34 protein-coding genes and 1 riboswitch are annotated in these 26,086 nt (G+C 63.8%); of the genes, 17 read left to right on the forward strand and 17 right to left on the reverse strand.

Translation table 11 applies throughout. The features are described from left to right. The first annotated feature begins 1 nt into the window (after position 1). Positions 2-109, forward strand: a riboswitch (TPP riboswitch). Between the two features lie 49 nt (positions 110-158). After that, positions 159-2,042, forward strand: a complete 1,884-nt coding sequence (thiC, locus tag ACZ1JW_RS14890) for a phosphomethylpyrimidine synthase ThiC (RefSeq protein WP_465141145.1) — start codon at positions 159-161, stop codon at positions 2,040-2,042. A gap of 69 nt (positions 2,043-2,111) precedes the next feature. On the opposite strand, the gene ACZ1JW_RS14895 is transcribed toward thiC, so the two are convergent. Then, positions 2,112-2,606, reverse strand: coding sequence for a hypothetical protein (locus tag ACZ1JW_RS14895; protein WP_465126017.1), 495 nt, complete (start codon positions 2,604-2,606; stop codon positions 2,112-2,114). Positions 2,607-2,746: 140 nt separating this feature from the next. Here ACZ1JW_RS14895 and ACZ1JW_RS14900 point away from each other — a divergent pair, with 140 nt between their 5' ends. Further along, positions 2,747-3,229: a glycine zipper 2TM domain-containing protein gene (locus ACZ1JW_RS14900; protein ID WP_465141146.1), complete on the forward strand. Its 483-nt coding sequence runs from the start codon at positions 2,747-2,749 to the stop codon at positions 3,227-3,229. Positions 3,230-3,270: 41 nt separating this feature from the next. On the opposite strand, the gene ACZ1JW_RS14905 is transcribed toward ACZ1JW_RS14900, so the two are convergent. Together ACZ1JW_RS14905 and ACZ1JW_RS14910 are read right to left on the reverse strand one after the other, a co-directional pair. Continuing rightward, complete coding sequence (locus tag ACZ1JW_RS14905) at positions 3,271-3,405, reverse strand: hypothetical protein (RefSeq protein WP_465126015.1); 135 nt, start codon at positions 3,403-3,405, stop codon at positions 3,271-3,273. 66 nt (positions 3,406-3,471) lie between these two features. Continuing rightward, positions 3,472-3,939 carry a YaiI/YqxD family protein gene (locus tag ACZ1JW_RS14910; RefSeq protein ID WP_465141147.1) on the reverse strand — a complete coding sequence of 156 codons (468 nt, stop codon included), beginning with the start codon at positions 3,937-3,939 and terminating at the stop codon, positions 3,472-3,474. Between the two features lie 246 nt (positions 3,940-4,185). Between ACZ1JW_RS14910 and ACZ1JW_RS14915 the strand changes: the two genes are divergently transcribed. The 3 genes from ACZ1JW_RS14915 to ACZ1JW_RS14925 all read left to right on the forward strand — a co-directional run bounded on the left by ACZ1JW_RS14915 (position 4,186) and on the right by ACZ1JW_RS14925 (position 5,321). Then, the gene (locus ACZ1JW_RS14915) at positions 4,186-4,392 is read left to right on the forward strand and encodes a cold-shock protein (protein ID WP_144906949.1); all 207 of its coding nucleotides are present in this window, start codon (positions 4,186-4,188) and stop codon (positions 4,390-4,392) included. Positions 4,393-4,467: 75 nt separating this feature from the next. Further along, a complete protein-coding gene (locus tag ACZ1JW_RS14920; RefSeq protein WP_465141148.1) occupies positions 4,468-4,863 on the forward strand; it encodes a YybH family protein in 396 nt (131 codons plus the stop codon). Positions 4,864-4,913: 50 nt separating this feature from the next. Further along, positions 4,914-5,321, forward strand: coding sequence for a hypothetical protein (locus ACZ1JW_RS14925; RefSeq protein ID WP_465141149.1), 408 nt, complete (start codon positions 4,914-4,916; stop codon positions 5,319-5,321). Here ACZ1JW_RS14925 and ACZ1JW_RS14930 read toward each other — a convergent pair. From ACZ1JW_RS14930 to ACZ1JW_RS14980, 11 genes are all read right to left on the reverse strand, one after another. Further along, on the reverse strand, positions 5,299-5,691 hold the full coding sequence (locus ACZ1JW_RS14930) for a hypothetical protein (RefSeq protein ID WP_465141150.1): 393 nt from the start codon (positions 5,689-5,691) through the stop codon (positions 5,299-5,301). The two genes, ACZ1JW_RS14925 and ACZ1JW_RS14930, sit on opposite strands and share 23 nt — an antisense overlap. 53 nt (positions 5,692-5,744) lie before the next feature. Continuing rightward, entirely contained in the window at positions 5,745-6,059 is a 315-nt protein-coding gene (locus tag ACZ1JW_RS14935; protein WP_465126010.1) for a hypothetical protein, read from the reverse strand. Between the two features lie 207 nt (positions 6,060-6,266). Next, a complete protein-coding gene (locus tag ACZ1JW_RS14940) occupies positions 6,267-6,557 on the reverse strand; it encodes a hypothetical protein (RefSeq protein WP_465126009.1) in 291 nt (96 codons plus the stop codon). A gap of 260 nt (positions 6,558-6,817) precedes the next feature. Further along, positions 6,818-7,120 (reverse strand): alkylphosphonate utilization protein, encoded by a 303-nt coding sequence (locus ACZ1JW_RS14945; RefSeq protein ID WP_465126008.1) that lies wholly within the window; start codon positions 7,118-7,120, stop codon positions 6,818-6,820. Between the two features lie 52 nt (positions 7,121-7,172). Then, a complete protein-coding gene (locus ACZ1JW_RS14950; protein ID WP_465141151.1) occupies positions 7,173-7,922 on the reverse strand; it encodes a sulfite exporter TauE/SafE family protein in 750 nt (249 codons plus the stop codon). A gap of 4 nt (positions 7,923-7,926) precedes the next feature. After that, complete coding sequence (locus tag ACZ1JW_RS14955) at positions 7,927-8,331, reverse strand: DoxX family protein (RefSeq protein ID WP_465141152.1); 405 nt, start codon at positions 8,329-8,331, stop codon at positions 7,927-7,929. Next, positions 8,328-8,759: a cupin domain-containing protein gene (locus ACZ1JW_RS14960; RefSeq protein WP_465141153.1), complete on the reverse strand. Its 432-nt coding sequence runs from the start codon at positions 8,757-8,759 to the stop codon at positions 8,328-8,330. The genes ACZ1JW_RS14955 and ACZ1JW_RS14960 overlap by 4 nt, the downstream gene beginning before the upstream one ends. 35 nt (positions 8,760-8,794) lie before the next feature. Next, entirely contained in the window at positions 8,795-9,154 is a 360-nt protein-coding gene (locus ACZ1JW_RS14965; protein WP_465141154.1) for a hypothetical protein, read from the reverse strand. A gap of 25 nt (positions 9,155-9,179) precedes the next feature. Beyond that, positions 9,180-9,338: a hypothetical protein gene (locus tag ACZ1JW_RS14970; RefSeq protein WP_465126003.1), complete on the reverse strand. Its 159-nt coding sequence runs from the start codon at positions 9,336-9,338 to the stop codon at positions 9,180-9,182. 110 nt (positions 9,339-9,448) lie between these two features. Further along, complete coding sequence (dapD, locus tag ACZ1JW_RS14975; RefSeq protein WP_465141155.1) at positions 9,449-10,285, reverse strand: 2,3,4,5-tetrahydropyridine-2,6-dicarboxylate N-succinyltransferase; 837 nt, start codon at positions 10,283-10,285, stop codon at positions 9,449-9,451. Between the two features lie 46 nt (positions 10,286-10,331). Then, positions 10,332-11,021, reverse strand: coding sequence for a pyrimidine 5'-nucleotidase (locus tag ACZ1JW_RS14980; protein ID WP_465141156.1), 690 nt, complete (start codon positions 11,019-11,021; stop codon positions 10,332-10,334). A 245-nt stretch (positions 11,022-11,266) separates the two neighbouring features. Between ACZ1JW_RS14980 and ACZ1JW_RS14985 the strand changes: the two genes are divergently transcribed. Next, positions 11,267-13,450 (forward strand): S8 family serine peptidase, encoded by a 2,184-nt coding sequence (locus ACZ1JW_RS14985; RefSeq protein WP_465141157.1) that lies wholly within the window; start codon positions 11,267-11,269, stop codon positions 13,448-13,450. Here ACZ1JW_RS14985 and ACZ1JW_RS14990 read toward each other — a convergent pair. Next, positions 13,447-14,568, reverse strand: a complete 1,122-nt coding sequence (locus tag ACZ1JW_RS14990) for a PQQ-dependent sugar dehydrogenase (protein ID WP_465141158.1) — start codon at positions 14,566-14,568, stop codon at positions 13,447-13,449. The genes ACZ1JW_RS14985 and ACZ1JW_RS14990 overlap by 4 nt on opposite strands. Positions 14,569-14,617: 49 nt before the next feature. On the opposite strand from ACZ1JW_RS14990, the gene ACZ1JW_RS14995 reads away from it, so the two are divergent. From ACZ1JW_RS14995 to folP, 3 genes are all read left to right on the forward strand, one after another. After that, positions 14,618-15,208 carry a ribonuclease HII gene (locus ACZ1JW_RS14995; RefSeq protein ID WP_465141159.1) on the forward strand — a complete coding sequence of 197 codons (591 nt, stop codon included), beginning with the start codon at positions 14,618-14,620 and terminating at the stop codon, positions 15,206-15,208. Between the two features lie 207 nt (positions 15,209-15,415). Further along, the gene (locus ACZ1JW_RS15000; protein WP_465141160.1) at positions 15,416-16,558 is read left to right on the forward strand and encodes a DNA methyltransferase; all 1,143 of its coding nucleotides are present in this window, start codon (positions 15,416-15,418) and stop codon (positions 16,556-16,558) included. 106 nt (positions 16,559-16,664) lie between these two features. Continuing rightward, positions 16,665-17,768, forward strand: a complete 1,104-nt coding sequence (folP, locus tag ACZ1JW_RS15005; RefSeq protein WP_465141161.1) for a dihydropteroate synthase — start codon at positions 16,665-16,667, stop codon at positions 17,766-17,768. Here folP and ACZ1JW_RS15010 read toward each other — a convergent pair. Together ACZ1JW_RS15010 and ACZ1JW_RS15015 are read right to left on the reverse strand one after the other, a co-directional pair. Beyond that, positions 17,765-18,532 (reverse strand): SDR family NAD(P)-dependent oxidoreductase, encoded by a 768-nt coding sequence (locus tag ACZ1JW_RS15010; RefSeq protein ID WP_465141162.1) that lies wholly within the window; start codon positions 18,530-18,532, stop codon positions 17,765-17,767. The genes folP and ACZ1JW_RS15010 overlap by 4 nt on opposite strands. A 19-nt stretch (positions 18,533-18,551) precedes the next feature. Next, positions 18,552-19,970: a sigma-54-dependent transcriptional regulator gene (locus ACZ1JW_RS15015; RefSeq protein ID WP_465125994.1), complete on the reverse strand. Its 1,419-nt coding sequence runs from the start codon at positions 19,968-19,970 to the stop codon at positions 18,552-18,554. Between the two features lie 166 nt (positions 19,971-20,136). Between ACZ1JW_RS15015 and ACZ1JW_RS15020 the strand changes: the two genes are divergently transcribed. The 8 genes from ACZ1JW_RS15020 to ACZ1JW_RS15055 all read left to right on the forward strand — a co-directional run bounded on the left by ACZ1JW_RS15020 (position 20,137) and on the right by ACZ1JW_RS15055 (position 26,041). Continuing rightward, complete coding sequence (locus ACZ1JW_RS15020) at positions 20,137-20,259, forward strand: aa3-type cytochrome c oxidase subunit IV (RefSeq protein WP_465125993.1); 123 nt, start codon at positions 20,137-20,139, stop codon at positions 20,257-20,259. Positions 20,260-20,278: 19 nt separating this feature from the next. Then, complete coding sequence (locus ACZ1JW_RS15025; RefSeq protein WP_465125992.1) at positions 20,279-21,394, forward strand: NAD(P) transhydrogenase subunit alpha; 1,116 nt, start codon at positions 20,279-20,281, stop codon at positions 21,392-21,394. A gap of 11 nt (positions 21,395-21,405) precedes the next feature. Continuing rightward, entirely contained in the window at positions 21,406-21,690 is a 285-nt protein-coding gene (locus ACZ1JW_RS15030; RefSeq protein WP_011445494.1) for an NAD(P) transhydrogenase subunit alpha part 2, read from the forward strand. Next, positions 21,690-23,102, forward strand: a complete 1,413-nt coding sequence (locus ACZ1JW_RS15035; RefSeq protein ID WP_465141163.1) for an NAD(P)(+) transhydrogenase (Re/Si-specific) subunit beta — start codon at positions 21,690-21,692, stop codon at positions 23,100-23,102. Before ACZ1JW_RS15030 ends, ACZ1JW_RS15035 begins: the two co-directional genes overlap by 1 nt. Beyond that, positions 23,102-23,422 (forward strand): hypothetical protein, encoded by a 321-nt coding sequence (locus ACZ1JW_RS15040; protein WP_465141164.1) that lies wholly within the window; start codon positions 23,102-23,104, stop codon positions 23,420-23,422. The genes ACZ1JW_RS15035 and ACZ1JW_RS15040 overlap by 1 nt, the downstream gene beginning before the upstream one ends. A gap of 106 nt (positions 23,423-23,528) precedes the next feature. Beyond that, positions 23,529-24,191, forward strand: a complete 663-nt coding sequence (locus ACZ1JW_RS15045) for an aspartate/glutamate racemase family protein (RefSeq protein WP_465141165.1) — start codon at positions 23,529-23,531, stop codon at positions 24,189-24,191. Beyond that, positions 24,142-25,371 carry a deoxyguanosinetriphosphate triphosphohydrolase gene (locus ACZ1JW_RS15050; RefSeq protein WP_465141166.1) on the forward strand — a complete coding sequence of 410 codons (1,230 nt, stop codon included), beginning with the start codon at positions 24,142-24,144 and terminating at the stop codon, positions 25,369-25,371. The genes ACZ1JW_RS15045 and ACZ1JW_RS15050 overlap by 50 nt, the downstream gene beginning before the upstream one ends. Further along, a complete protein-coding gene (locus ACZ1JW_RS15055) occupies positions 25,364-26,041 on the forward strand; it encodes an NAD(P)H-binding protein (protein ID WP_465141167.1) in 678 nt (225 codons plus the stop codon). Before ACZ1JW_RS15050 ends, ACZ1JW_RS15055 begins: the two co-directional genes overlap by 8 nt. Positions 26,042-26,086 lie beyond the last annotated feature (45 nt).

Here is a 26,086-nt window from a genome sequence, read left to right on the forward strand (position 1 = left end):
ACGTCATACCCCGGGGAGCCAGTGTGGCTGAGAGGGGCTGGTCACGCAGCCCGACCCGTCGAACCTGAACCCGTTAGCACGGGCGGAGGGAAGGGCAGTGCCGCAGGCCTCGGCTACGGCACACGCGCTCCCGGACCGTCCACCAGAGGAGCGCTTCAATGGCCGACATCAACTCCAAGCTGGAAATCGGCGTTACCACCGGGCCGATCCGTGGCAGCCGCAAGATCCATGTCGAAAGCCTGCGCTTCCCGGACGTGCGCGTGGCGATGCGCGAGATTTCGCTCGAGCCTTCGAGCGGCGAGCCGCCGGTGCGGGTCTATGACACGTCGGGTCCCTACACCGATACGCGCGTGGCAATCGACATTGCCGCGGGTCTGCCCAAGCTGCGCCGTGACTGGATCCTGGCGCGCGGTGACGTGGAGGAATACGACGGGCGCGAAACGAAGCCCGAAGACAATGGCTTGAAGGGTCCGGATCGCTCTGCCGGGGTGCCTGCGTTCCCCAACGTGGTGAAGCGTCCGCTGCGCGCCAAGTCCGGACAGAACGTCAGCCAGATGCATTATGCGCGCAAGGGTATCATCACGCCCGAGATGGAATACGTTGCGATCCGCGAGAACCTTGGTCGCAAGCAGGCCAAGGAAGCGCTGATCCGTGACGGACAGGACTGGGGCGCCTCGATCCCCGATTACGTGACGCCCGAGTTCGTGCGCGACGAAGTGGCGCGCGGCCGCGCGATCATTCCTTCGAACATCAACCACCCCGAGAGCGAGCCGATGGCGATCGGGCGCAATTTCCTGGTGAAGATCAACGCCAATATCGGCAACTCGGCGGTGGCATCGGACGTTGCCAGCGAAGTCGACAAGATGGTCTGGTCGATCCGCTGGGGCGCTGACACCGTGATGGACCTATCGACGGGTCGCAACATCCACGACACGCGCGAATGGATCCTGCGCAACTCGCCGGTGCCGATCGGCACGGTGCCGATCTATCAGGCGCTGGAAAAGGTTGGCGGCGTGGCCGAAGACCTGACCTGGGAAGTGTTCCGCGATACGCTGATCGAACAGGCCGAGCAGGGCGTGGACTACTTCACGATCCATGCGGGCGTGCGGCTGCCCTACATTCCGCTTGCCGCCAAGCGCATGACCGGGATCGTCAGCCGTGGCGGGTCGATCATGGCCAAGTGGTGCCTGGCGCATCACAAGGAATCGTTCCTCTATGAACGGTTCGACGAGATCACCGAGATCATGAAGGCCTATGACGTGGCCTATTCGCTGGGCGATGGCCTGCGTCCCGGCTCGATCTACGACGCCAACGACGAAGCGCAATTCGCCGAACTCTACACGCTGGGCGAGCTGACCAAGCGGGCGTGGGCACAGGACGTCCAGGTGATGATCGAAGGCCCCGGCCACGTGCCGATGCACAAGATCAAGGAGAACATGACCAAGCAGCTCGAGGCCTGCGGCGAAGCACCGTTCTACACGCTCGGGCCGCTCGTGACCGACATCGCGCCGGGCTACGACCACATCACCAGCGGCATCGGTGCGGCGCAGATCGGCTGGTACGGCACGGCGATGCTTTGCTACGTCACGCCCAAGGAGCACCTTGGCTTGCCCGATCGCGATGACGTGAAGGTCGGCGTGGTGACCTACAAGCTGGCGGCCCATGCGGCCGACCTTGCCAAGGGGCACCCGGCAGCGCAGGTGCGCGATGATGCGCTGAGCAAGGCGCGCTTCGAGTTCCGCTGGCGCGATCAGTTCAACCTCTCGCTCGATCCCGATACCGCCGAGCAGTACCACGATCAGACACTTCCGGCCGAAGGCGCCAAGTCCGCGCATTTCTGCTCGATGTGCGGGCCGAAGTTCTGCTCGATGAAGATCAGCCAGGAAGTGCGCGAATTCGCCGCCAAACAGAACCAGCCGATCGAGACGTTCGTTGCTGCCGACGAGGCCGAGGCCGAAGCTGGCATGAAGGCCATGAGCGCGAAGTACGACGAGATGGGCCGCGAGCTCTACATCGGCGCAGGCGGGCGTGAGCACGATTGATTATGCCGGCGCGGTTGTCTGCGCCGGTCATCACCCCCCTGAAGCCGGATCGCCTCGTGCGATCCGGCTTCAGTGCATCTTGGCGTAGAGGATCGCCGCCCACAGCACCAGGTTGAGCACGCCGCCTGCAAGTGTCCAGCGTACGGCGTGATAGAGCAGCCGCGCCTGGGCATCGATCGAACGCACGAAGGTGGCAAAGAGGCGCTGGCGGAGCGCCGTATCTCCTTCCAGCCCATCGGCGTCGAACTCTTCGCCTAGAAGCATCGCGCGCAGGGCCAGCGCGCATGAGATCACGAGCGGCATCAGCGCGGCAAGGTTCGCCAGAACGAAGCCGGGCTGGCTGGGCGCATCAAGCGAGAGGGGTGCGCCAGGGCTGGCCGAAATCGGATGAGTGCCGATGGTGATAAGCAAGGCGTTGAATCCGAGCATCGCACCCAGCCGCACCGAGAGATCAAGATCGCGATTCTCCAGGAATTCGAGATCGGCGATGAAGCCCGGGTCTGGGGGATCGCAGCGCATGGTCTGGAACGCGCGGAGGCGGGTGCGGAAAGACAAGAATGCCATCGGGCGCAATGTTATTGCACACCCTGCGGACGAGCAAGGTCGCTGCGCTCGCAGAGCAGGCGGGAACATCCCCCGCGCGAGACGATTGCCATCATGACATGGCGCGGCTCATCGTGCCTTTCAGCACATGGGAACGCGCAATGAAAAAGGCCCTCATGATTTCGGCTCTGGCAGCGGCGACGCTGACCGGGGCTTGCACGAGCAATGGCTATTATGACCGGCCGGGATATGCCGACGGTTCGGACGAGTGGGGCTATTACGATCGCGGGTATTCCGACCGCTATGGGCGGTACGACTACAACAACCCTGACCCGCGCTATGGCCGGTATGAGGCGGATCGGTACTACCGCGAGAACGGGCGCTATCGCGAGCGCCAGCTTTCCTACGATGACCGGGTCTATCGAGGGCGCGACGGACGGTACTATTGCCGTCGCTCGGACGGTTCGACCGGGTTGATCATCGGCGGTCTGGGTGGCGCGGCCGCTGGTGCGCTCATCGCAGAGGGCGACAGCAAGCCGCTCGGCGCGATCATCGGTGCAATAGGCGGGGCGGCGATCGGTGCTGCCATTGACAGTGGCAATCGCAACAACCGCGACAACCGCAGCAACGTGCGCTGCCGCTGAGTAGAGGGAACGGTGGGCTCCCTATGGAGCCCACCTGTCCGTCAGGTGTTCCTGATGTTGTCGAGGCCTGCGACCACGCCGGGCTTTTGCGACGGGTTGGAGGCGTTGAGTTTCTTGGGCTTTTCGGCCTTGGGTTTGCGAGCCTCGCGGTTCGACTTTTTCTGGCTCTTCGCCATTATCGTTCTCCATTCGGGCGGTAGCCCGGCGTCCGGGCTAGGCGCATTGGAGAGCAATAGCGAACTTTAACGTGCGAGGCGGGCCAGCGCTTCGTCCAGAGCAGAGAGGAAGCGGGAGCGGTCTGTCTTCGAAAAAGGGGCGGGGCCGCCGATGATGTCTCCTCCGGCGCGCAGGTCGGCCATGATCGCCCGGGTTGCAATCTGGCTGCCGATGGAACTGGTGGTGAAGGGCTTGCCTGCAGGAGAAAGGACCGTTGCTCCTGCCTTGAGGCTGCGGTCTGCGAGCAGGATGTCGGCGGTGATGACGACGGTCTTTGGACCGGCTGCCTCGGCAATCCAGTCATCGGCTGCGTCAAACCCGTCGCTGACGACGACGCGGCGGACGAGCGGATGGACGGGGACGCGGAACGGGGAATTGCTGACGACCGTCACCGCAACGTTGCGGCGGTAGGCGACCTTGTAGATTTCTTCCTTCACCGGGCAGGCATCGCCATCAACCAGAATGTGCGGCGTTTCGGGGGGCTCTTCGCTCATGCAGGTGCCATAGCTTCGGGACGCCACGAGGGCCACCATCCGATTACGTTCGCCAAAGCAGGACCGGGGTGCTACAAGAGCACCGCTGACGTCGAATTTTGCGACGGACTTCGGTATTGACTACCACGCTGGCGCTTCGGCCAAGGCGAGGCCTTCGACGACGATTTCCTTTCAATTGACGATTTTGACGCACGGCCCGGCTGCACTTTCGCTGCCGGGCAACAATCGTTCCTGAAAGGACATCCCATGCCAGTAGGCACCGTAAAGTTTTTCAACACCGAAAAGGGCTATGGCTTCATCCAGCCTGACAACGGCGGCGCGGACAGCTTCGTTCACATCTCGGCCGTTCAGGCTGCCGGCATGTCGAGCCTCGATAAGGACCAGCGCCTTAGCTACGAAGTCGAAACCGGCCGCAATGGCAAGGCTTCGGCTGTCAATCTCGCTTCGGCCTGATTGATCGGTACGGATTGCAAGGCTTCAGTCGGCTGAACGGTTTCCAGATCGCATGGCATCTGCCATTGCACTGGAATGACAAAAGTCACTGACGCCGAACTTCAGGTCCGCCTCCGCCGCGCCGCTTTCAACCGCGCGCTGGCAGAGGCGGACCTTCCCGTTATCGGGCAGATCCTCAGCCCCCATGCGGTCCTTGTCACCGGTACGGACAGTGCGGTGATTGCCGGGCGCAAGGCCCAGCTTCAGGCCTGGAAGCGCGAATTTAGCGCTCGGCCACGAACCATCTACACCCGCAGCACCGAAACGGTCGTTGCCTCTCCCGTCGAGCCGATTGCCATGGAGCATGGGCGCTGGCGTGGCATTATCGAGGGAACGGAAACCGAACTTGCGTCCGGAACATTTGCGGCCAAATGGCGGCAGTCGGGTGGGCTGTGGGTGCTGGTGGCGGAGATTTTCGTTACGCTGGCCTGACCTAGGCCCCTCGTTCTTTTGCGTAAGGCGCATTTGACGGGTTACCAACCATGAACGGTCATGGTGGTGGCATGCTCATCCGCCCCGCCACATCGAATACGCTGACGCAATGCTGGTACACGCGCATTCATTTGCCGGTCGCGCAAAGGTCGCGCGAGGAAGATGGTGCCCTGCATTCGATCTGTCGGCATTGCCTGCGTCCGATCCGGTCGCATGGGGGCAAATCGTGGCGGCTTGCCGACGGCGTGGATCTTGACGAGCTGGCTGCCCGCTCGACCATTCGCTACATCTGCGTGACCAGCGTTGCCGATGGCATGGTGATCGCGCGTTACCCTGTGGATGGTAGCGCTGATGATGACGCGATTGCGACCAGACTTGAGGAAGTCATCGCGACGCATGATGCCAAGGCTGTCGGAAGCGGGCTCGATGTGCGCGTCATGGGTGGCCCGCGAGGGTGATCGCCATTTCCACAGGCTCGTCGACCAGTTCAGCGTCTTCATACTGATCGAGGTCGTCCGCAGGCGACAGGTCTGTGTTCGCATCGTCGTCTTCGGCACGAGGGTAAGCTGTTTCAGGCGGGAGCGGTGGCGGTTCGAGCCAGGGCTTCTCCCACGATGCAAGCTGCATGGGCCCGCGGCGGATGATTGGCGCGACCGGGACGGGGATGTTCTCGTACGAGACAGCGGTAATCTCGGGATAGTCGTCGGCCGAGGCCGAAGGATACGATGCAGGAGCCGATACCGCACGGGTTGGCACAAGGTTGGCGCAGGCCAGACCAATCGCGCCGCCTGCGACGAGCAACAGCGCTGCAATCCTGTTCGGCTCCATCGCGTAGTCTCCGACGTTCCCCCGTCATGCAGAGGAAAGCCGGAGCTCGCGGATCAGTTCCCGGTGGCTTTGGCCACTTCGTTTGCGGAGTTGTCCAGGCCGCTGGCGGTAGTTTCCACCGTGCCGCGGACTTTGGCTACCGTCCCGGTGCTGTCGGCCTTTTCGACGTAGTCGGCAGCGCTGTCGACGGCCTTGGCCAGCACAGAGTCCTTCGCCGTGGCGTCAGCTTCGGCCGCCGCAGGGGCAGAACCCCACGGGTCAGTGGGCTTTTTCTCGGGCGTCTGCCCGAATGCAAGAAATCCGATTACCCCGACCACGCAGAGCGCTGGCAACGGGCGGCGCGCAACGGCGCGTGCAATGGCAAACATCCTGTCCTCCCTCAATGTCCGCCAAGGAGTTTAAGTGGAAATCCTTATTGCAGCGTTAGCGACGCGAAAAAGGGCGCCTCCGCGAGGGAAGCGCCCTTTTCGAGACTACCGGTTCAGCGCGAAGCTGGCGCGGTTCACGGGTGAGGCGCTGCTCGCCAACTGGCCCTTACGAGCCAGATTGGTGGGCAGTCCCGTGTTGCGGGGCAGTCAATCGTTGCTGGCAGCGGCCTTGCTCGTGATCTTCTTGACGTCCTTGACGTCGAAGGCGACCGGGCGACCGTTGAAGCGGCCGGTGACCGAGCGCTTGGTGACCTTCAGTTCGAAAGGCACCTTGCCGGCATAGGCAGCACCCTTGAGAACCTTGACGTCGCCCTGCTGTTCGGCGGTGTAGTCGTACTTCACGCCCTGATAGGTGAACGAGCCGGTTTCAGGTTCGGCAGCGAACACGGGGGTGGCGACGAGCACGGCAGCGGCGGCGGCTAGGATAGTCTTGAACATGGCAATGTCTCCTGGAAGATAAGGAAAGATTGCCTTCAGCAGCACCCTTATCTTGTTGCGTTGCAGCATACAAATCGTGTGCAGCGCCGCAATTGTATTTGCCGGAGCCCTGGTTGCATGTTTTGCAATCGTCACTCTTTCGGTTTAGATTCAATATGATGATTTGCTGTGCCGGATTCCGGCCTGCCCAAACATACGTAGTCATGCGCTGATGTTTGAGTCGGATTGGCGTCTGGCAGTGCACAATCGATGTGCGGGAATCAGCGCTTGCGGACAAACTCTGCGCGCAGGACAAGGCCTTTGATGCCGGGGTACTTGCAGTCGATCTCCTGTGGATCGCCGGTCAGGCGGATCGACTTGATAAGCGTGCCCTGCTTGAGCGTCTGGCCAGCGCCCTTGACCTCGAGATCCTTGATCAGCGTCACCTGATCGCCATCGGCGAGGATGTTGCCAACCGCATCGCGGACTTCGACAGTGCTCTCGGCAGTGCGCTTGGCGGCCAGTTCGGATGCGGGCATCCATTCGCCGCTGTCTTCGTCATAGACGTAATCGTCGTCGCTCATGATCATCTCCTTTGCTGATTGCCGTGGCAGGTCGCGCAGGGATTGACCAGTCCTACAGGGAATCGAGGATCAGCTTTCCGCCGAGCAGGACCATGAGCAGATAGATTATCGTGTAGAAACGTTCCGGGCGCAGGACCTTGACCACGCGAACCGAGACCAGCGTGGTGGCGATCGCCAGCGGGACAAGCAGTGCGGCCGTTATCACGACTTCGTGGGTGAATGCACCCAGCAGAATGTAGCTCGGCACCTTGAGACAGTTAATCGCGGCAAAGAGGATCGCGTTGGTTCCGGCATATGTGAGGTGCGGCAGCTTGCGCGGCGTGACCCACATCTGGAACGGAGGGCCACCAGCGTGGGCGACCTGGCTGGTGAATCCCGTCGCCACACCGAAAAGCGCTCCGACCCAACCGGGTGAAGTGGACGCTGCTACGACACGGTTGCCGCGTTCGACCCAGAGGCGGTAGGCGCCGAACAGCAGGGTGATGCCGCCGAGCACGCCCATCAGCGCCTTTTCGTCAATGCTCGCCGCGATGGCCCATCCTGCCGCGACACCAAGGAACGCGCCGGGCAGCATCCAGGCGACGATCCAGCGGTCCCAGGCATGGCGGAACGACCACACGCTGACAACGTCCTGCACGATCAGGATGGGCAGGAGGATTGCTGCGGCTGTCGACGGAGGTAGGACCAGTGCGGCAACCGGCGTGCCGAGCGCGCCGAGGCCCGAGAAGCCGCCTTTGGCCATGCCGACGAGGATGACGGCCGCGACGCAGGCGGCAAGCGTTGCAGGATCGGACAGGAGCATGGGGTCAGCTGGCTCGCTTTTTCCATGGCCAATCGGTGACGCCGCCTGTCCACAATGCCAGCCACACCAGCAGCGGCTGCGCGAACATGCGAGGCACGTGATAGGCAAGACCCGCACCGTGATCGACCTTGGCCATATCGAGCGCGAAATGGTGGATATTTGCGGGGAAGACGCAGACCGCATAGGCGGCGAGCCCGACAGCGGCGGCGCGGCGCAACGGGGCGGAAAAGGGCTGGGCGAGACCGATGGCCCCGAGAAGTTCGGCGATGCCGGTCCACAGCACGGTGGCTTCGGGAGCAGGCACCCACGCGGGCATGATTGTGAGGAAGGGGGCAGGTGCGACGATATGGATTACGCCCGCCGCAAAGTAGAACAGGGCAAGCACCCAGCGCAGGACCGAGCGGGTCATGCGCCAGGCTCCCACCCCGGTGGGGCCAGAACGAAGCCCGAGAAATCAAAGCCGGGGGCGACAACGCAGGACACGAGAGCGTAGCCGTGCGGCCCCTCGACAGGGGATGCTGCCTGCCATTGGCCTGTCGGGACGACTGCCTGCAAGCTGTGGCTGCTCTCAGGGCCCAGAATGATGGTCCGGGAAGCTGTGCCGGCGTCTGGCGAGATTTGCAGGGCAACGGGATCTCCGCCTTGCCAGATCCAGATTTCGTCCGCGTCAACCGTATGCCAGTGGGAGCGATCGCCAGTGCCGAGCAGAAAGAGGATGGCCGTGCTGGAAGGGCGTGCACCCGCAGCGGCAGGAGCGCGCCATGTTTCGCGATACCAGCCACCCTCGGGATGGGGCGACAGGTCTAGCTGGGCGATGAGGTCTTGAGCGGCGGACATTGCCGGACGATTGCCGCCGGGCCGGGGCGTGTCAATCACCAGAGCGCAGGATGAAGGGAAAGGGCGGTGGCCGGGACAGAGGTCCAATCTCCCTGGGCGATCACGTCATTGCTTTCCCGCGCGGCACGCCCTTCGGCGAGCGACCAGGTGACGTGCCAGGTTCCGCCGTCCGGGCGCGCAGTCGATCCTGCAATGGCGACAATGAAGGCTTCCACGCCCGATCCATCGTCTGCATGGCCGATGATGAATGCTTCCTCGACAGGCTGCGGAGCTTCCGTGCCGGATACCGACAGGGTGACGTGATCGGCGACGGTACGGGCATAGCGCGGCGGATAGACGGCCAGCAGATCCTCGCGGCATTGGGCATCGAGTTTCCAGCCGACCGTCATATCCATCCACAAGGCTTCAGTGGGCAGACTTCTATTGGGGCGTGGTAAGTGCCCCTGTCACCCAGATCATCGTCAATGCGCCGATCGCCAAGAGCAGGCTGATCAGCAGGACCCAGCGCATCACGTTGAGGCCGGTGCCACCACGAGCTTCCTCGGTGGTGATATGCGTCTCTTCGCCGTGACGTTCCATGGCGTTTCTCCTTCGGTAGAACCGTGCTTGCCGACTCTACGCGCAGGGACGCGCCTCGTTCCGGTCCTGCCCAGATGGACAGGACCGGATCAGATGTTCTCAGGTCTCGATCAGTCGCGCAGCAGTTCGTTGATTCCGGTCTTGCTGCGGGTCTGCGCGTCGACCGTCTTGACGATCACAGCGCAGTAAAGCGAGGGGCCGGGGGTGCCGTCTGGCAGCGGCTTGCCGGGCATCGCACCCGGGACGACTACGGCGTAGGGCGGCACGCGACCGATGTGGACCTCGCCGGTCGCGCGGTCGACGATCTTGGTCGAAGCGCCGAGGTACACGCCCATCGACAGCACTGCGCCTTCGCCGACGATCACGCCCTCGGCCACTTCCGAACGCGCGCCGATGAAAGCGCCGTCCTCAATGATGACCGGGCCTGCCTGCAGCGGTTCGAGCACGCCGCCAATGCCGGCACCGCCCGAGATGTGGACGTTCTTGCCGATTTGGGCGCAGGAGCCGACGGTGGCCCAGGTATCGACCATCGTACCTTCATCGACGAAGGCGCCGATGTTGACGAAGCTCGGCATCAGGACGACGCCCTTGGCGATGTGCGCGCCCTTGCGTGCGACGGCACCGGGGACGACCCGGAAACCTGCATCGCGGAACCGGGCATCGTCCCAGCCGGCGAATTTCGAAGGCACCTTGTCGAAGGCAGGAGCGCCGCCCGAACCGGCCTCGATCACGGCATTGTCGTTCAGACGGAACGAGAGCAGCACGGCCTTCTTGAGCCACTGGTTGACGCGCCATTCTCCGTCCACCTTCTCTGCGGCGCGGGCCTTGCCGCTGTCGAGCAGTTCGAGCGCGGCCTCGACCACCTCGCGCACGACATCGCTGGCCGGGGTGACATTGGCGCGGTCTTCCCAGGCGGCTTCGATGGCAGCCTGCAGCTGTTCAGTCATGGCGTTTCTCCGTGCGGGATCGGTATGGAACAAAATTGCGTGGCGACTAGCCCAGCGATGCCTGATCGGCAAGGCTTGCAATCGTATGATCGAGCCACGCGACCACGTCGTCGGTGACCACGTCAATCGCGGCGTCGTCCTTGGCGCGATCGCCCCAGTCCGTCGCAAGGTCGAGCCAGACCGTCTGCATGCCGAGCGCCTTGGCGGGGGCGAGGTTGCGGGCCATGTCTTCGACGAACACGGAGGCTTCGGGCGTGATGCCGAAGGCTTCGACCATGCTGGTGTAGGCCGAAGGCTCGGGCTTGGGTTTGTAGGCCATTGCATGGATGTCCCACATGCCATCGAAGCTGTCTGAAAGATCCAGCGCGGCCAGCACCTTGGCAGCATAGGCATCGTCGCCGTTGGTGAAGAGTATCTTGCGGCCGGGCAGGGCGGCGAGCCTTTCGGAAAGGCGCGGGGCGGCAGCCAGGGGTGCCATGTCGATATCGTGGACGAAGCCGAGGAACTCGTGCGGGTCGGTCGAGTGGTAGTGCATCAGGCCCGACAGCGTGGTGCCGTGATCGTGGAAGTAGAGCTTCTGGACGCGCCGCGCCTCGATCTCGTCACAGCCGAGCAGTTGCTGGATGAACAGGCCCATGCGCAGGTCGATCTGATCGAACAGGCGGGTGGAGGGCGGGTAAAGCGTGTTGTCGAGATCGAAGATCCAGCAATCGACGATTTGGGGGTCGAAGGGCATTTGCGTATTCCAGTCCGGACTTGTGTCATTCGGCATTTACGATGGCGGGGTTATCAGCAAGACTTGAGCAAAGCTACCGAAGCCAAGGTGCGGTGATGTCGAGAATTCGCTGGGTTGGTCATGCCGCGATAGTGTCGCTTTCCGTTGTGCTGACAGGGTGTGGGGGCGGTGGAGGTGTTTCGAGTACGCCGACACCAGTGCCTGCGCCCACTCCAACTCCAACTCCAACTCCGACCCCCGCACCGGTGCCGACGCCAACGCCCAGTGCGACCAGTTTCGATACGGCCGAGTTCCGGCGGTCAGACGGACCTTCGCTTCACGGAGCGGTAACGGCCTGGCAGGCCGGGGCGAACGGCGCGGGGACGACCATTGCAATCGTCGATTCCGGCATCAATACCGCCAATACCGAGTTCGCCGGGCGCATCTCGTCGGCCTCGCGCGACGTGGCAGGCACGCGGGGGCTGTTTAATGCGGATGACGACCATGGCACGCAGGTTGCCCTGACGGCTGCCGCTGCGCGCAACAATTCGGGGATGATGGGCATCGCGTGGAACGCGACGGTGCAGATGTTGCGGGCCGATACGCCGGGCAGCTGCACCGGGAGCGATGGCTGCACATTCTCGGACGAGAACATCGCTGCAGGCATCGACGCGGCGGTGGGCGCGGGAGCGCGGGTGATCAATCTTTCGCTGGGCGGCGATCCAGGCAACGCGACCTTGCGGGCTGCCGTGGGCAGGGCAGCATCGGCGGGCGTGGTCGTGATCGTTTCGGCAGGGAACGAGGGCAAGAGTACGGACCCGGCGGTCGATCCCAACAATCCCGATCCTTTTGCCGTGTCGGTGCTGCAGGCGGGCAGCAGCAATGTGATCGTGGTTGGCTCGGTTAATTCGAGCGGTCTTGCCTCGGACTTCAGCAACAAGGCGGGCGCGTCTGCGGCATCGGTGCTGATGGCACAGGGCGAGGAAATCTGCTGCGTCTATGAGGGCAGCACGATCAAGACGACGACCAATGCGCAAGGGACGTTCGTGACCGTCGTCAACGGGACGAGCTTTGCCGCGCCGCAGGTTTCGGGCGCGGTGGCTTTGCTGGCTCAGGCCTTTCCGAACCTGACCGGAACGCAGATCGTGGACCTGCTGCTGCGCACCGCGCGCGATGCAGGGCCGGCGGGGACGGATGCGACATATGGGCGCGGCATTCTCGACATTGCGCGGACCTTTTCGCCGCAGGGATCGACAGGGCTTGCGGGCACGCAGGTGGCGGTGTCGCTCGACAGCCTTTCTGGCACGAGCAGCGGGGCGATGGGCGATGCACTGACCGGGGCATCGCTCGGCACGGTGATGCTGGATAGCTACGGCCGGGCCTACAGTCTTGATCTTGCTATGGGCCTTCGGGTTTCACGCCAGCGCCTGCCGCTTTATGAGGCGCTTGCAGGGGAGCAACGTCCAGTCACCATCGGGGCACCGGGAGTGTCGATGGCATTCTCCGTGGACCGTCGTTTCGGTGTGGTGCCATTGCGATTGGCAGCGGTCGAGGGGGAACGCGCGCGGGTTCTGGCGACGTCCGCCGTCGCGCGTCTTGGCCGGTCGCTCGATCTTGCGGTCGGATGGAGGATAGCTGCGGACAATCTGGTTTCGCAGCTGCAAGGGCGCGATAACCTGCCGTTCGTCGTGGCGGGCATGAACGATGGCGTTCTTGCACGTCCCGAGACCGCACTGGCCACGCGGTATCGACTGGATGGCCTGGGCCTTGGCAGTGTGGGTCTGACGATTTCCGGTGAGCGCAGCGTCCTGTTGCGCAACGATCCCTTGCGCGAGCGTCGGACGGACTGGCTGCGCCGGGTCGGTTTGATGATCGACGGTGGAGCGCAGCGCGCCTTTGGCTGGCGCTTCGGCCTCGACCTGATGCGGGAAGACAACACGGTGCTTGGTGCGCGGTTTGCCGATGCGCTGGGAGGAGGCGGTGCAACAACCGCGACAGTGTCAACCGCCATCGATTGGAGACCGGCACGAAACATCACGATCGGAGCGTCGGGCAACCTCGGTCTTTCGCGTCTGGACACCGGGGCCGTGGTGCTTTCGGGGTCAAGACTGGTCTCTTCGTCGTGGTCTTTCGATGTCTCCCACCGCGATGTGTTTCGCGATGGCGACAGGTTGGCGTTCCGGCTCGCCCAGCCGATGCGGATCGAGAGGGGCGGGCTGCAACTGAACCTGCCAGTGGTGTGGGACTATGCCACGCAACGCGCAGAGTTCTCCCGGACGCCCCTGTCGTTGGCGCCAAGAGGCCGCGAGCTTGATGCCGAACTGATGTGGGCGACAGCGTTGTGGGGCGGCGATGCCTCGGCCAGCGTGTTCTTCCGCAAGGAGCCGGGGCATTTTGCCGGTGCGGCAGATGATGGCGGGTTTGCGGTGCGGTGGTCGCGGGGGTTCTAGGACTTCGGCACCACATGCCGCAACTTCGCTCCCTCACCATCCTCCAACACGTACACAGTCCCGTCCGGCGCTTGCTCGATCTCGCGGATGCGGTTGCCGAGGTCTATGCGTTCGAGTTCGGTGGCTTTCTCGCCGTCGATCTTCACGCGGACGATGCCGCCTGCACCTAATGCAGCGATCAGGGCCTGGCCTTGCCACTTGGGGAAGGCCTTGCCGGTGTAGAAGATCATGTCGCCCGGCGCGATGACAGGGTTCCAGCTGATGGCGGGCTGGGCGAGGTCGGGGCGGGTCTTGTTGCGGGGGATCGGCTTGCCGTCGTAGTGATCGCCGTCCGACACCAGCGGCCAGCCGTAGTTCTTGGCCGGTTCGACGTGGTTGATCTCGTCACCGCCAGCAGGACCGTGCTCGATGTCCCACAAACGGCCATCGGGCGAGAAGGTGAGGCCGAGCAGGTTGCGGTGGCCGTAGGACCAGACCTGCGCCGAAACGCCGCCCTTGCTTTCGAACGGGTTGCCGGGGGCAGGGGTGCCGTCAGGCAGCAGGCGGATGACCTTGCCGAGGTTTGCGTTCAGGTCTTGGGCAGGGGTGAATTTCTGCCGCTCGCCCGAGGAGATGAACAGGTATTTGCCGTCGGGCGAGAAAGCGATGCGGTGCGAATAGTGGCCGCGCCCGGTGACCTTGGGAAACTGCCGCCAGATCACGCTTAGGCCTTCGAGGCGGGGGGCATCGCCCATGACCAGTCTGGCCCGTGCAACGACCGCGCCGCGCGTGTCGTTCTGGCCCGCTTCGGCCCAGCTGAGATAGACCATGCCGCTCTGCGCAAAATCGGGCGCGGCGACGACATCGCCGAAGCCACCCTGTCCGCCATAGTCGACCGTGGGTGTGCCCGAGACGTCGATGGTCTTTTCGGTGCCTTCGGTCCAGAGCTTGAGCTTGCCCTTCTTTTCGGTGATCAGCGCCTGATTGGTGCCGGGCAGGAAGGTCATCGCCCAGGGCTCGTCGAAAGTGGCGACGTCGGTCACCGCTAGCCCCGCCTCGTCCGGATCGGCTCCTTGGGCGGAACAGCTTGCGAGGAGCAGGGCGAGAGGCGATAGCGAGCGCAGGATCGGATTCGTCATGCAGCCCACAATGCCTGTGAACGCCAGTTGTGCCACCTCCTTTTCGTCCATGGTCACCATCGGCGTGGACGAGGCGGGGCGCGGGCCTTTGGCCGGGCCGGTGGTGGCGGCGGCGGTGGTGCTGTGCAAGCCGCGACCTTCGGGGCTGGATGACTCCAAGAAACTGAGCGCGGCGCGCCGGGCGGAGCTGGAAGAGAAGATCAAGCGGCGCTGCCGCTGGGCGGTGGGCGTGGTCGAGCCCGAGGAGATCGACCGGCTCAACATCTTCGGCGCGACGATGCTGGCAATGACGCTTGCCGTGCAGGCGCTGTGCGAACAGTTCGCGAAAGACGAGGGTGTGGGCGAGGTGCTGGTGGATGGAAACCTGACACCGCACGGCCGACGACCGGAGTGGTGCTGGCCCGCGCGACCGATCGTTGGAGGGGATGCGCTGGAGCCGTGCATCTCGGCGGCCTCGATCATCGCCAAGGAGCATCGCGACCGGATCATGCGCGAAGCTGCGCTGGCGCATCCGCATTACGGATGGGAGCGCAATGCGGGTTACGGTACGCCCGAGCATCTGGCGGCACTGCGCGAGCATGGGCCGACCCCGCTGCACCGGCGCAGTTTCGCTCCGGTGGCGCAATTGCAGCTGCTTTGACGAAAAAATTTGCCGGTGAGTCCGTACAGGCACACCACTAGATGTTGAGTCCGGGTGGCATCACGAGACTCAACATGTCGAAATAGACTCGTTTCGTTCTCATCCCGAACCCCGCGCGACTCGCCGGAATCTGGCGAGTCGCGGCTTGACGGCGAGTCCGTGATGACTCAAACGGTGCCCTTATCCACAAGGGGTCAGGGACTAGATATGGCAGTTGCAGTCAAGGAACGGGCGAAGGCTCTGCGCGCGGCACCGGCGAAGGTGCTGAAGGCGGATGTTGCGTTGCCGGTGAACCAGATCCTGCGTGGTGACTGCATTTCGGAAATGCGCAAGCTGCCCGATGCCTCGATCGACATGATCTTTGCCGATCCGCCCTACAACCTGCAGCTGGGTGGCGATCTCGCGCGGCCCGATGGCAGCCATGTCGATGCAGTGACCAACGACTGGGACAAGTTCTCCAGCTTCGCCGTCTATGACCAGTTCACCCGCGAGTGGCTGACCGAGGCCCGCCGGTTGCTCAAGCCCGATGGCTCGATCTGGGTGATCGGCAGCTACCACAACATCTTCCGCGTCGGCACGATCCTGCAGGACCTGGGCTTCTGGATCCTCAACGACATCATCTGGCGCAAGGCCAACCCGATGCCCAACTTCAAGGGCACGCGCTTTACCAATGCGCACGAGACGCTGATCTGGGCGTCGAAGAGCGAGAAGTCGAAGTACACCTTCAACTATCGCGCGATGAAGACGCTGAACGACGAGCTGCAGATGCGTTCGGACTGGGTGCTGCCGATCTGCTCCGGCCCCGAACGCCTCCGCCGCAACGGCACCAAGGCGCACCCCACGCAGAAGCCCGAGGCGCTGCTCTATCGCGTGATGCTGGCGACGACGAACAAGGGCGACGTGGTGCTCGATCCATTCTTCGGCACCGGCACGACAGGTGCTGTGGCCAAGCGCCTAGGCCGTGACTGGATCGGCTGCGAGCGCGAGGACGACTACATCGAGGTCGCTCTGGAGCGCATCGAGCTGGCACTGCCGCTGGATGAGTCCTCGCTTGTCACAATGCAGTCTAAGCGCTCCGCGCCCAAGGTTGCGTTCGGCGCGCTGGTGGAAAGTGGCTATCTTACGCCGGGTACGCGCCTGACAGCAAAGAAGGGGCGCTTCACCGCGACCGTCCGCGCCGATGGTTCGCTGCAGGCGGATGCCGAGATTGGCTCGATCCACGGCCTTGGCGCCAAGCTGCAGGGCGCGCCTTCGTGCAACGGCTGGACGTTCTGGCATGTGGAGCATGAAGGCGAGGTCAAGCCCATCGATGCGCTGCGCCAATTGTATCTGCTGGCGGTGGAAGACTGACAGCTTGAATAACCTGCGTGCCCCCGCGTAGGCGGGGGCCTTGGTGTTCTGGCGGAGCCTGTCGTGCAAGACCGCACGAGGTCCCCGCCTTCGCGGGGACGCAGCTATGAAGGTTTACATTCGGCCTATTGCCCTCGCTGACAGTCCGCAGTCGGAGGAGGGTGAGGTGATCCGGCTCGGCGGAGGGCTGGTCTACGCCAGCCGCTTTGCGCTGATCGTGCGCGATGGCGGGAAGGTGGTTTCACGGCGCCGCTTCGGGACGGCTGATGTTCAGACGAGCATTGCAGGTTTGCCCGATGCTCTGTCGACAGAAGCAACAGACCAATGGGAAAACCTGAAGCGCACACATGCGCCCATCGCATGTGGCCAGCGGATGTTGCGGCTCGATCAGCCGCAGATCATGGGCATCCTCAATGTCACGCCCGACAGCTTTTCCGATGGCGGCAAGTTTCTCGACAAGCCCGATGCGGCGCTTGAGCATGCCCATGCCATGCTCTCGGCAGGGGCTGGCCTGATCGACGTCGGCGGGGAATCCACCCGTCCAGGCGCGGCGGCAGTGTGGGAAGGGGACGAGGTCAAGCGCGTCGCCCCGGTGATCGAGCAATTGGCTGCGGCAGGCGCGGCGATTTCGATCGACAGCCGTAGATCGAGCGTGATCGAAGCTGCGCTCGCGGCGGGAGCGCATATCGTCAACGACGTTTCGGCCATGAGGCACGATCCGAGAACGGCGGAGATCGTTGCCCGGTCGGGCGCGCCGGTGGTTCTGATGCATGCGCCGGGCGCCGATGGCGATCTCCATGCGGATGGGGACTATGGCGATGTCGTGCTCGACGTATTCGACGCCCTGCGTGAACGGCGCGATGCGGCGATGGCGGCGGGGATTGCGCGTGACAGGATCCTGCTCGATCCGGGCATCGGCTTTGGCAAGTCGCTGGCCGAGAACCTCGCGCTGATCAATGCGCTGCCGCTGTTCCATGCGCTGGGCCAACCGATCCTGTTCGGGGCTAGCCGCAAGCGGATGATCGGGGCGCTTTCCAACGAAGCGCTCGCACATCAGCGGATGCCGGGATCGGTCATGCTCGCGCTCAAGGCGATGGATGCCGGGTGCCAGATGGTGCGCGTTCACGATGTGGCCGAGACCGTGCAAGCCTTCCATGTCTGGCGTGGCCTACGTGACGCGGCGCTGACCGACTTCAGCCAGTTGGCCTAGAGCGAGACGCCACCGTCGGTTACGAGGCATGTGCCAGTGATCGTGGCGGCAGCGTCGGAAAGGAGAAATCCGATCTGAGCCGCGACCTCATCGGCGCTGGCAAACCGTCCTAGCGGCGTTGCGTCCTTGGCCATGGCCGCGAGTGCTTCGGCGCGACCGCCGTGTTGCTCTACCAGCGGCGCAAACCACTCGGCGCGGTCCCATATTCCCGTGTCGACGCCGCCCGGAGCAATCGCGTTGACGCGTACGCCGTACTTCGCGGCCTCCGCTGCGGCGACCTTGGCAAGCTGGATGGTTGCCGCCTTCGACGCCGAATAGGCTGCCGTACATGCAGCCGCCTTGATGCCTGAGACCGAGGCGGTCATCACGACCGAGCCGCTTGACGCCTTCTTCATGGCTCGCAGGGCCGTGCGCAACGACAGGAACATGCCGTCAAGGTTGACCGCCATGGTCTTGCGCCAGCTGGCGATGTCGAGATCGGTGATGTCGCCGTTAGTGGCGATCCCTGCATTCAGGACGGCATAATCGAGGTGGGTAAGCTCGCGCTCCAGCAGTTTCCACAAAGCGGGGTCCGAGACGTCGCCGCCAAGCGGGCGGATCTTGCAGGACAGGCCAAGCTGGTCGAGCGCCGGACGGTCAAGATCGACCAGCACCAGTTCCTGGATACCGCGCACATCGAGCCAGCGCGCCGTTGCAGCGCCGATGCCCGAGGCAGCGCCGGTGACAAGTGCGGTGCGTCCTGCAAATTCGGAATTGGGTTGCATGGAGCAAGGCTAGCGCCAATCAGGCGGCGTTGTCGATGCCCAGTTCCGAAAGCTTGCGGTAAAGGGTGGAGCGACCGATGCCCAGACGGCGGGCTACTTCTGTCATTCGGCCGCGATAGTGGCCGATGGCGAGGCGGATCACGTCGGCCTCGATATCTTCCAACGGGCGAAGGTTGCCGTCGGGCGCGAAGAGCGTGATGCCTGCGCCGTCCGTCACGGCAGGAGCGCGCCTGCTGCTTTCGCCGATCATGTTCGAAAGGCTGGGGAAGTCCTGTGCGGTCAGGGCCTCGCCATCGCAAAACACCGCTGCGCGGAATAGCGTGGCCTGCAGCTGGCGAACGTTGCCCGGCCAGTCGTAGGCCGAGAGGAGCGCGAGGGCGCCATCCGTGATGCCAAGCGGCCTGAGGCCGGGCTGTTCGCCGATGCGCGTGAGGAAATGGCGGGCCAGCGCCGGTATGTCTGCCGAACGTTCGCGTAGCGACGGGAGCGTAACCTGGGTCTGTGACAGCAGCGTGTGAAGTTCGGCGCGGAAATCTCCAGTCTCCACCAGATCGCGCAGGCCGCTGTTGGCGCAGGCAATTATTCGAACGTCGACACGGAAGGAATGACGCGCGCCGATGGGCTGGACGTCGCTGCGTTCGAGGAAACGGACGAGCCGGTCCTGCACGTTGTCGGGCAGCCGGTCGACCTCGTCGATGACGAGCGTGCCGCCATCGGCGTGCTGCAGAAGGCCGACGTGGCGCTCGAAGGCTCCGGCGAACGCGCCCTTTTCATGGCCGAACAGGGCAGACTCGAGTTGGTTGGCAGGCATGCCGCCGATATTGATCGTGCGCAGCGCCGTACGGCTGCGCGGGCTCGCCGCGTGCATGGCGCGAACGAGCATTTCCTTGCCAGTGCCGCTCTCGCCTTCGATCAGCACGTGCCCATGGGTGCGCGCGGCCTTCGCCGCCACGGCCAGCGCGGCACGGAAGGCGGGCGCGGCGCCGATCATCGAATCGAAGTCGAGCGGAGCGCCGAACTTCTCGGTCAGCGGCTGCAACTCGCTCGCGTCTGTTTCACGCGAGGTGGCGCTGCGCAGGGCCTGCAACAGGCGTTCTGGCGCAACGGGCTTGATCAGATAGTCGGTTGCGCCTGCACGCATGGCTTCAACCGCCAGCAGCGGCGAGGCGCTGGTGGTGAGCATCAGGATCGGAAGCGCAGGGCGGCGGGCCTTGAGTTCGGCGATGAGGGCGCAGGCGTCGTCACCCGGAACCCACTGGTCGAGAATGATCGCGCCGAGTTGCATCCCCTGGCGCGTGCCGAGCGTGGCGATCGCGCTTTCCGAGTCGCGGGCGATGATCGTGCGCCAACCCTCCCGCGATGCCAGGGCCGAAATAAGGCGGCACTGGGCAGGTTCGTCGTCGATCAGCATGAGAAGGCGCTGTTCGGGCTCGTGCATGACCTAGTACTTTGACTCCCCCGCATTTGCGTCAGGAGCAAAGCAGTAGCCCGATTGGGTAAAGAGGCGATTAAGCGCGATGGTACGCTCCGCACTTGAGCAGCGGGCTGCCCATCGCTAGAGCATGCGCGTCGCGCCACCGTGGCGCATGGATTTGGGGAAGAAAATGGCTCCTGCAAATGACATCAAGGCCGCCAAGGCGACCTACAGCGGTTTCGTGAATCTGGTGAAGTGGGCCACGCCTGCAATCTGCGCGCTGGTCTTCGTGATCATCCTGGTGATCCAGTAAAAGCGCCGTGGCGGGGGCAATGAAGATCGCCGTCCTTCGGGAACGGGCGACAGGGGAGACCAGGGTTTCGGCATCGCCGGAGACCGTGAAGAAGTTCATTGCTCTGGGCGCGAAGGTCGCCGTGGAGAGCGGGGCGGGCATTACGGCCTCGATCTCCGACGACGAGTATCGCGCGGCAGGTGCCGAAGTTGCGGACAATGTGGTGCAGGGCGCGGACATCGTGCTCGGCGTGCAGGGGCCGGAACCGGAATTGCTGGCGGGCGCTAACGCTGGTGCGTGGATCGTTGCGGGCCTCGACCCGTTCGGGAAGCGCGCGCGCGTCGATGCCTATGCAGCCGCGGGTTATGAAGCCCTCGCCATGGAATTCATGCCGCGCATCACGCGTGCGCAGTCCATGGATATTCTGTCCTCGCAGTCCAACCTTGCCGGCTACAAGGCTGTGCTGGTGGCCGCGAACCTCTATGGCCGCGCCTTCCCGATGATGATGACGGCGGCAGGCACTGTCTCTGCTGCCAAGGCCTTCGTCATGGGCGTGGGCGTTGCCGGGCTTCAGGCCATCGCCACCGCACGCCGTCTCGGCGCGCAGGTTTCGGCGACCGACGTGCGTTCGGCCACCAAGGAGCAGATCCAGTCGCTCGGCGCCAAGCCGATCTTCGTGGAGAACGTGGCTGGCATCGAAGGTGAAGGCGCCGGTGGCTATGCCACGGAAATGAGCGAGGAATACCAGAAGGCCCAGGCCGAACTGGTCAGCGCGCACATCGCCAAGCAGGACATCGTCATCACCACCGCGCTGATTCCGGGCCGCGCCGCGCCGCGCCTGATCTCCGATGCGCAGATCGCCACTATGAAGCCCGGTTCGGTCATTTTCGACCTTGCCGTGGCGCAGGGCGGCAACGTCGAAGGTTCGGTGCCCGATCAGGTGGTCGAGAAGCACGGCGTCAAGATCGTCGGCTATTCGAACACGCCCGCGCACCTGCCGGCCGATGCCTCGGCCCTGTTCAGCCGCAACCTGTACAATTTCCTCTCGGCCTTCTGGGACAAGGAGCAGGGCAAGCCTGTTCTTGACGAGGAAATCGGCAACGCCATCCGCCTGACGCAGGGCGGCAAGGTGGTCAACGAACGTCTGCTCGGCTGAGGGGGCCTTACATGGACTTCATATCGATCCTGAGCATTTTCGTGCTCGCCTGCTTTGTCGGGTACTACGTCGTCTGGTCGGTCACGCCGGCCCTGCATACGCCGCTTATGGCGGTGACCAATGCGATTTCGTCGGTCATCGTGGTTGGCGCGCTGGTCGCATCGGCTGCTGCGGGTAGCCCGTCTGCCAAGTGGCTGGGGCTGGGCGCGGTGGTGCTGGCTTCGGTCAACATCTTCGGCGGGTTCGCCGTTACCGCGCGCATGCTGGCGATGTACAAGAAGAAGGAGAAGAAGTGATGGAACACGTCGCTGTCTCTCCTTGGGTCGCGCTGGCCTATCTGGTCTCGGGCGTCCTGTTCATCCTCGCGCTGCGCGGGCTTTCCAGCCCCGCGACGAGCCGTGCGGGCAATCGCTATGGCATGATCGGCATGACCATCGCGGTCGCCACCACGCTGCTCACCCACTCGATCGCCAGCCTTCCCGAGATCATCGTGGCGCTGGCCATTGGCGGCGGCATCGGCTTCGTCATCGCGCGCAAGATCGCGATGACCGACATGCCGCAGCTGGTCGCCGCGTTCCACTCGCTGGTCGGCCTTGCCGCAGTGTTGGTGGGCCTTGCGGCCTACCTGAACCCGGACGCCTTCGGGATCATGCTGCCTGATGGTCAGATCAACCCGGTCAGCCGCATCGAGCTTGGCCTCGGCATCGCCATCGGTGCGATCACGTTCTCTGGCTCGGTCATCGCGTTCCTCAAGCTTGCGGGCAAGATGAGCGGATCGCCGATCCTGCTGCCGGGGCGCCATGTTATGAATCTCGGCACGCTGATCGCAATCATCGGGCTGGTGGCATATTTCACGCAGGACCAGTCGGCCTGGGTGATCGCCACGATCACGGTGCTCTCGTTCATCATCGGCTTCCTGCTGATCATTCCGATCGGCGGCGCGGACATGCCGGTGGTCGTCTCGATGCTCAACTCGTATTCGGGCTGGGCCGCGGCGGCGATGGGCTTCACGCTGCACAACACCGCCATGATCGTGACCGGCGCGCTGGTCGGTTCCTCGGGTGCGATCCTCTCGTACATCATGTGCAAGGCGATGAACCGCGGGTTCCTTGCCGTGATCGCGGGCGGCTTCGGTGCAGAAGCCTCTGCCGGTGGCGGTGCTGCCAAGGAACAGCGTCCGTGGAAGCGCGGCTCTGCCGAAGACGCGGCCTACATGATGAAGGAAGCCGAGAACGTCATCATCATCCCGGGCTACGGCATGGCCGTGTCGCAGGCGCAGCACGCGCTGCGCGAGATGGGCGACGTGCTCAAGAAGGCAGGCGTCAACGTCAAGTACGCCATCCATCCGGTCGCAGGCCGCATGCCCGGGCACATGAACGTGCTGCTGGCCGAAGCCAACGTGCCCTATGACGAAGTGTTCGAGCTGGAAGACATCAACAGCGAGTTCGCGCAGGCTGACGTGGCCTTCATCATCGGCGCGAACGACGTGGTAAACCCTGCGGCGAAGACCGATAAATCCTCGCCGATCTACGGCATGCCAGTTTTCGACGTCGACAAGGCCAAGACGATCTTCTTCGTCAAGCGCTCGATGGGCGGCGTGGGCTATGCAGGCGTCGACAACGACGTGTTCTACATGGACCAGACAATGATGCTTCTGGCCGATGCCAAGAAGATGGTCGAGGACATCGTCAAGGCGCTGGCACACTGATGCGCAACGCCATCACCGTCATAGCGATTGCCTTGACGGTGGCGGCCTGCGCACCTTCGAAACTGGCTTATGGAAAGGTCCGCTCGGCTCTGGTCGATGCGGGCCTTTCCGATTCCAACGCTTCGTGCATGGCGGAGCGGATGACCGACCGGTTGAGCATTGGTCAGTTGAGGCGGCTGCAGTCGCTGCAGGGGCCGAAGCGCGGGCTTGCCGACTATGTTGCGACAGTGAAACGTCTCGGTGATGCCGAACTGCTCGGCGTAACAACAAGCGCTGCAGCGCTCTGTGCAAGCGGTCTGGCGCCAGAGAAGAAGCGTTAGCGGTCTGGACCTCCCGCGCGGCCTTTCGTAAGGCCGGTGCAAGCAGGGGCCTGTCATCCAAGCCCGGGGAGTTATCGTTTTGCGCAAGATCGGCCTTATCGGTGGCATGAGCTGGGTTTCGACCCGCACCTACTACGAAGACATCAACCAGCTGGTGCAGGCGCGCACCACCAAGGTGGCAAGCGCGCCGCTGCTGATCGAAAGCCTCGACTTTACCGACCTTATCCGCCTTTCCACGCCCGAGCAGTGGGCCCACGCGGCAGACGTGCTTGCCGACAGTGCCCGCAGGCTCGAGCAGGCGGGGGCCACGGCGCTGCTGATCGGCGCCAATTCGATGCACAAGGTCTATGACAAGGTGGCCGAGGCGGTTTCGGTGCCGGTGATCCACATCGCTGACGCTGTGGGCGCAAAGATGAAGGATGCTGGCGTCACCAACGCCACGCTGCTGGGCACACGCAACGTCGTGATGGAGAGCTTCTATCGCAAGCGCCTGATCGCCCACGGCGTCAGCCTGCTTCCCCCGGTGGTCGAGGAAGTCGAGGCGATGGACGCGATCATCTATGACGAGCTGATGCAAGGCAAGGCATCGCGCGCGGCAGAGCGGACGTTCAAGACGATGCTGACCAACATGGGCCAGCGGGGCGCGCAGGCCGCGGTGCTGGCCTGCACCGAGCTCGACATGGTGATCGACGTGAATGCCAACGTGCTGCCGATCTTCGATGGCACCCGCATCCACGCGCAGGCGGCGGTCGACTGGATCCTCGGTTGAACGCAGCGTGATCGAGGGCCGCGCATCTTACGCCAGCGATCCTGCGCGCACGCGTGGGCGCGAGTTCGGGCTGGACGACAAGGCCTCTCGCGGGCCGCGCAGCGCGTTCCAGCGGGACCGCGACCGCATCATCCACTCGATCGCGTTCCGCCGCCTGCGCCACAAGACGCAGGTGTTCATCGCGCCTGATGGTGACCATTACCGGGTGCGGCTGACGCATAGCCTTGAAGTGGCCCAGATCGGCCGGGTGATCGCCCGCGCGCTGGGGCTGGACGAGGACCTGACCGAGGCGCTGTGCCTTGCGCACGATATCGGTCATCCGCCTTTCGGTCATGCCGGAGAGGATGCTCTGGAAGAGGCGATGGCCGGTGCCGGTGGCTTTGACCACAACGCCAATACCTTGCGCGTGCTGATGCGGCTCGAAAGCCCCTATTGCGGGCACGAGGGCCTGAACCTCTCGTGGGAGACGCTGGAGGGTCTGGCCAAGCACAACGGTCCGATCCTCAAGCCGACCTGGGCGCTCGAAGAGCTGGACGCCGCGTTTCCGCTTGATCTGAAGTCCTTTGCCTCGCTCGAGGCACAGGTTGCGGCGATCTCGGACGATATAGCCTACGACAATCATGATATCGACGATGGGTTGAGGGCTGGGTTTCTCTGCCTCGACCAGTTGCTCGAACTGCCCTCGCTGGCAGAGCAATGGCGCGTGATCGAGCGTCGGTTTCCCGATGCACCGCAGGACCGCCTGTTGCGCGAACTGGTGCGCGGGCAGATCGGGCGCATGGTCAACGATGTGATTGCCACGGCACAGGCCAACATTGCGGAAACGGGCGTCGTAAGTGTCGAGGACGTGCGCGCGGCGGGGCGTCCGCTGGCGACCTTCTCACCTGCGATGAGTGAGGAAGAGCGGGCGCTGAAGCAATTCATGTATGACCGGCTCTACCTGCACGAGGAGCAGTGCCAGACCGCAGATCGCGCGCGCGGGGTGATTGCGGCGCTGTTCAAGGCCTATGCCGAGGACCCCGCACAAATGCCTGACAGCTGGCGGGCTTCGCTGCCTGAAACGGAACCTTCGCGGACGCGGCACATCGCCGATTTCATCTCGGGCATGACCGACCGTTATGCGATCGACAGTTATGCCAGGCTGTTCGGCCAGGCACCGGAGGGATTGCGCAATGTCTGAGCAGACCCGCGTAGTGCTCGTGGGAGCGACGGGATTGATCGGTCGTGCGGTGATGGCCGAGGCTGTCGGGCACTCCGACATCCATCTCGTCGCTGTTGCGCGTCGCGAAGTCCCTTTGCCGCCGGGCGCGCGCATGGAGATGCTGCTGTCCGATACCGACCATTGGCCTGATGCCATAGCCGCCGGACGCCCACATGCCGTGGTCATTGCGCTTGGCACCACGATCAAGGCCGTGGGAGGCGACCGCCAGGCCTTTCGTGCCGTGGACCATGACCTCGTGCTCGAATGCGCGGCGGCGGCCAAGGCGGCAGGCGCACGACAATTGATCGTCGTGTCTTCGATTGGCGCACAGTTCTCGTCGAAGAACTTCTATCTTTCGGTCAAGGGCGAGGTCGAGGACAAGCTGGCCAAGCTGCATTTCGAGCGGCTCGACATCATCCGGCCGGGGCTGCTGCGCGGCAAGCGTGATGGTACGCCAAGACTAGCGGAAAAGATTGGGATGATGCTCAGCCCGCTGATCGATCTTTTGATGCAGGGCGCGTTGCGCAAATATCGCTCCGCCAAGGCCAGTGACGTGGCGAAAGTGATCCTGAAGCTGGCCGGTACGAAGCAGCATGGGCGGTTGGTGTACCAACACGACGAGATGCGGCGCATCCTGCGCCGGGGATAAGCTTGTCTCAGTCCGGTTGACTTCACGCTGCACTGCAGCGATGAG

It is taken from the genome of Novosphingobium sp. BL-A-28-Hi1-0D (genome assembly GCF_055521755.1).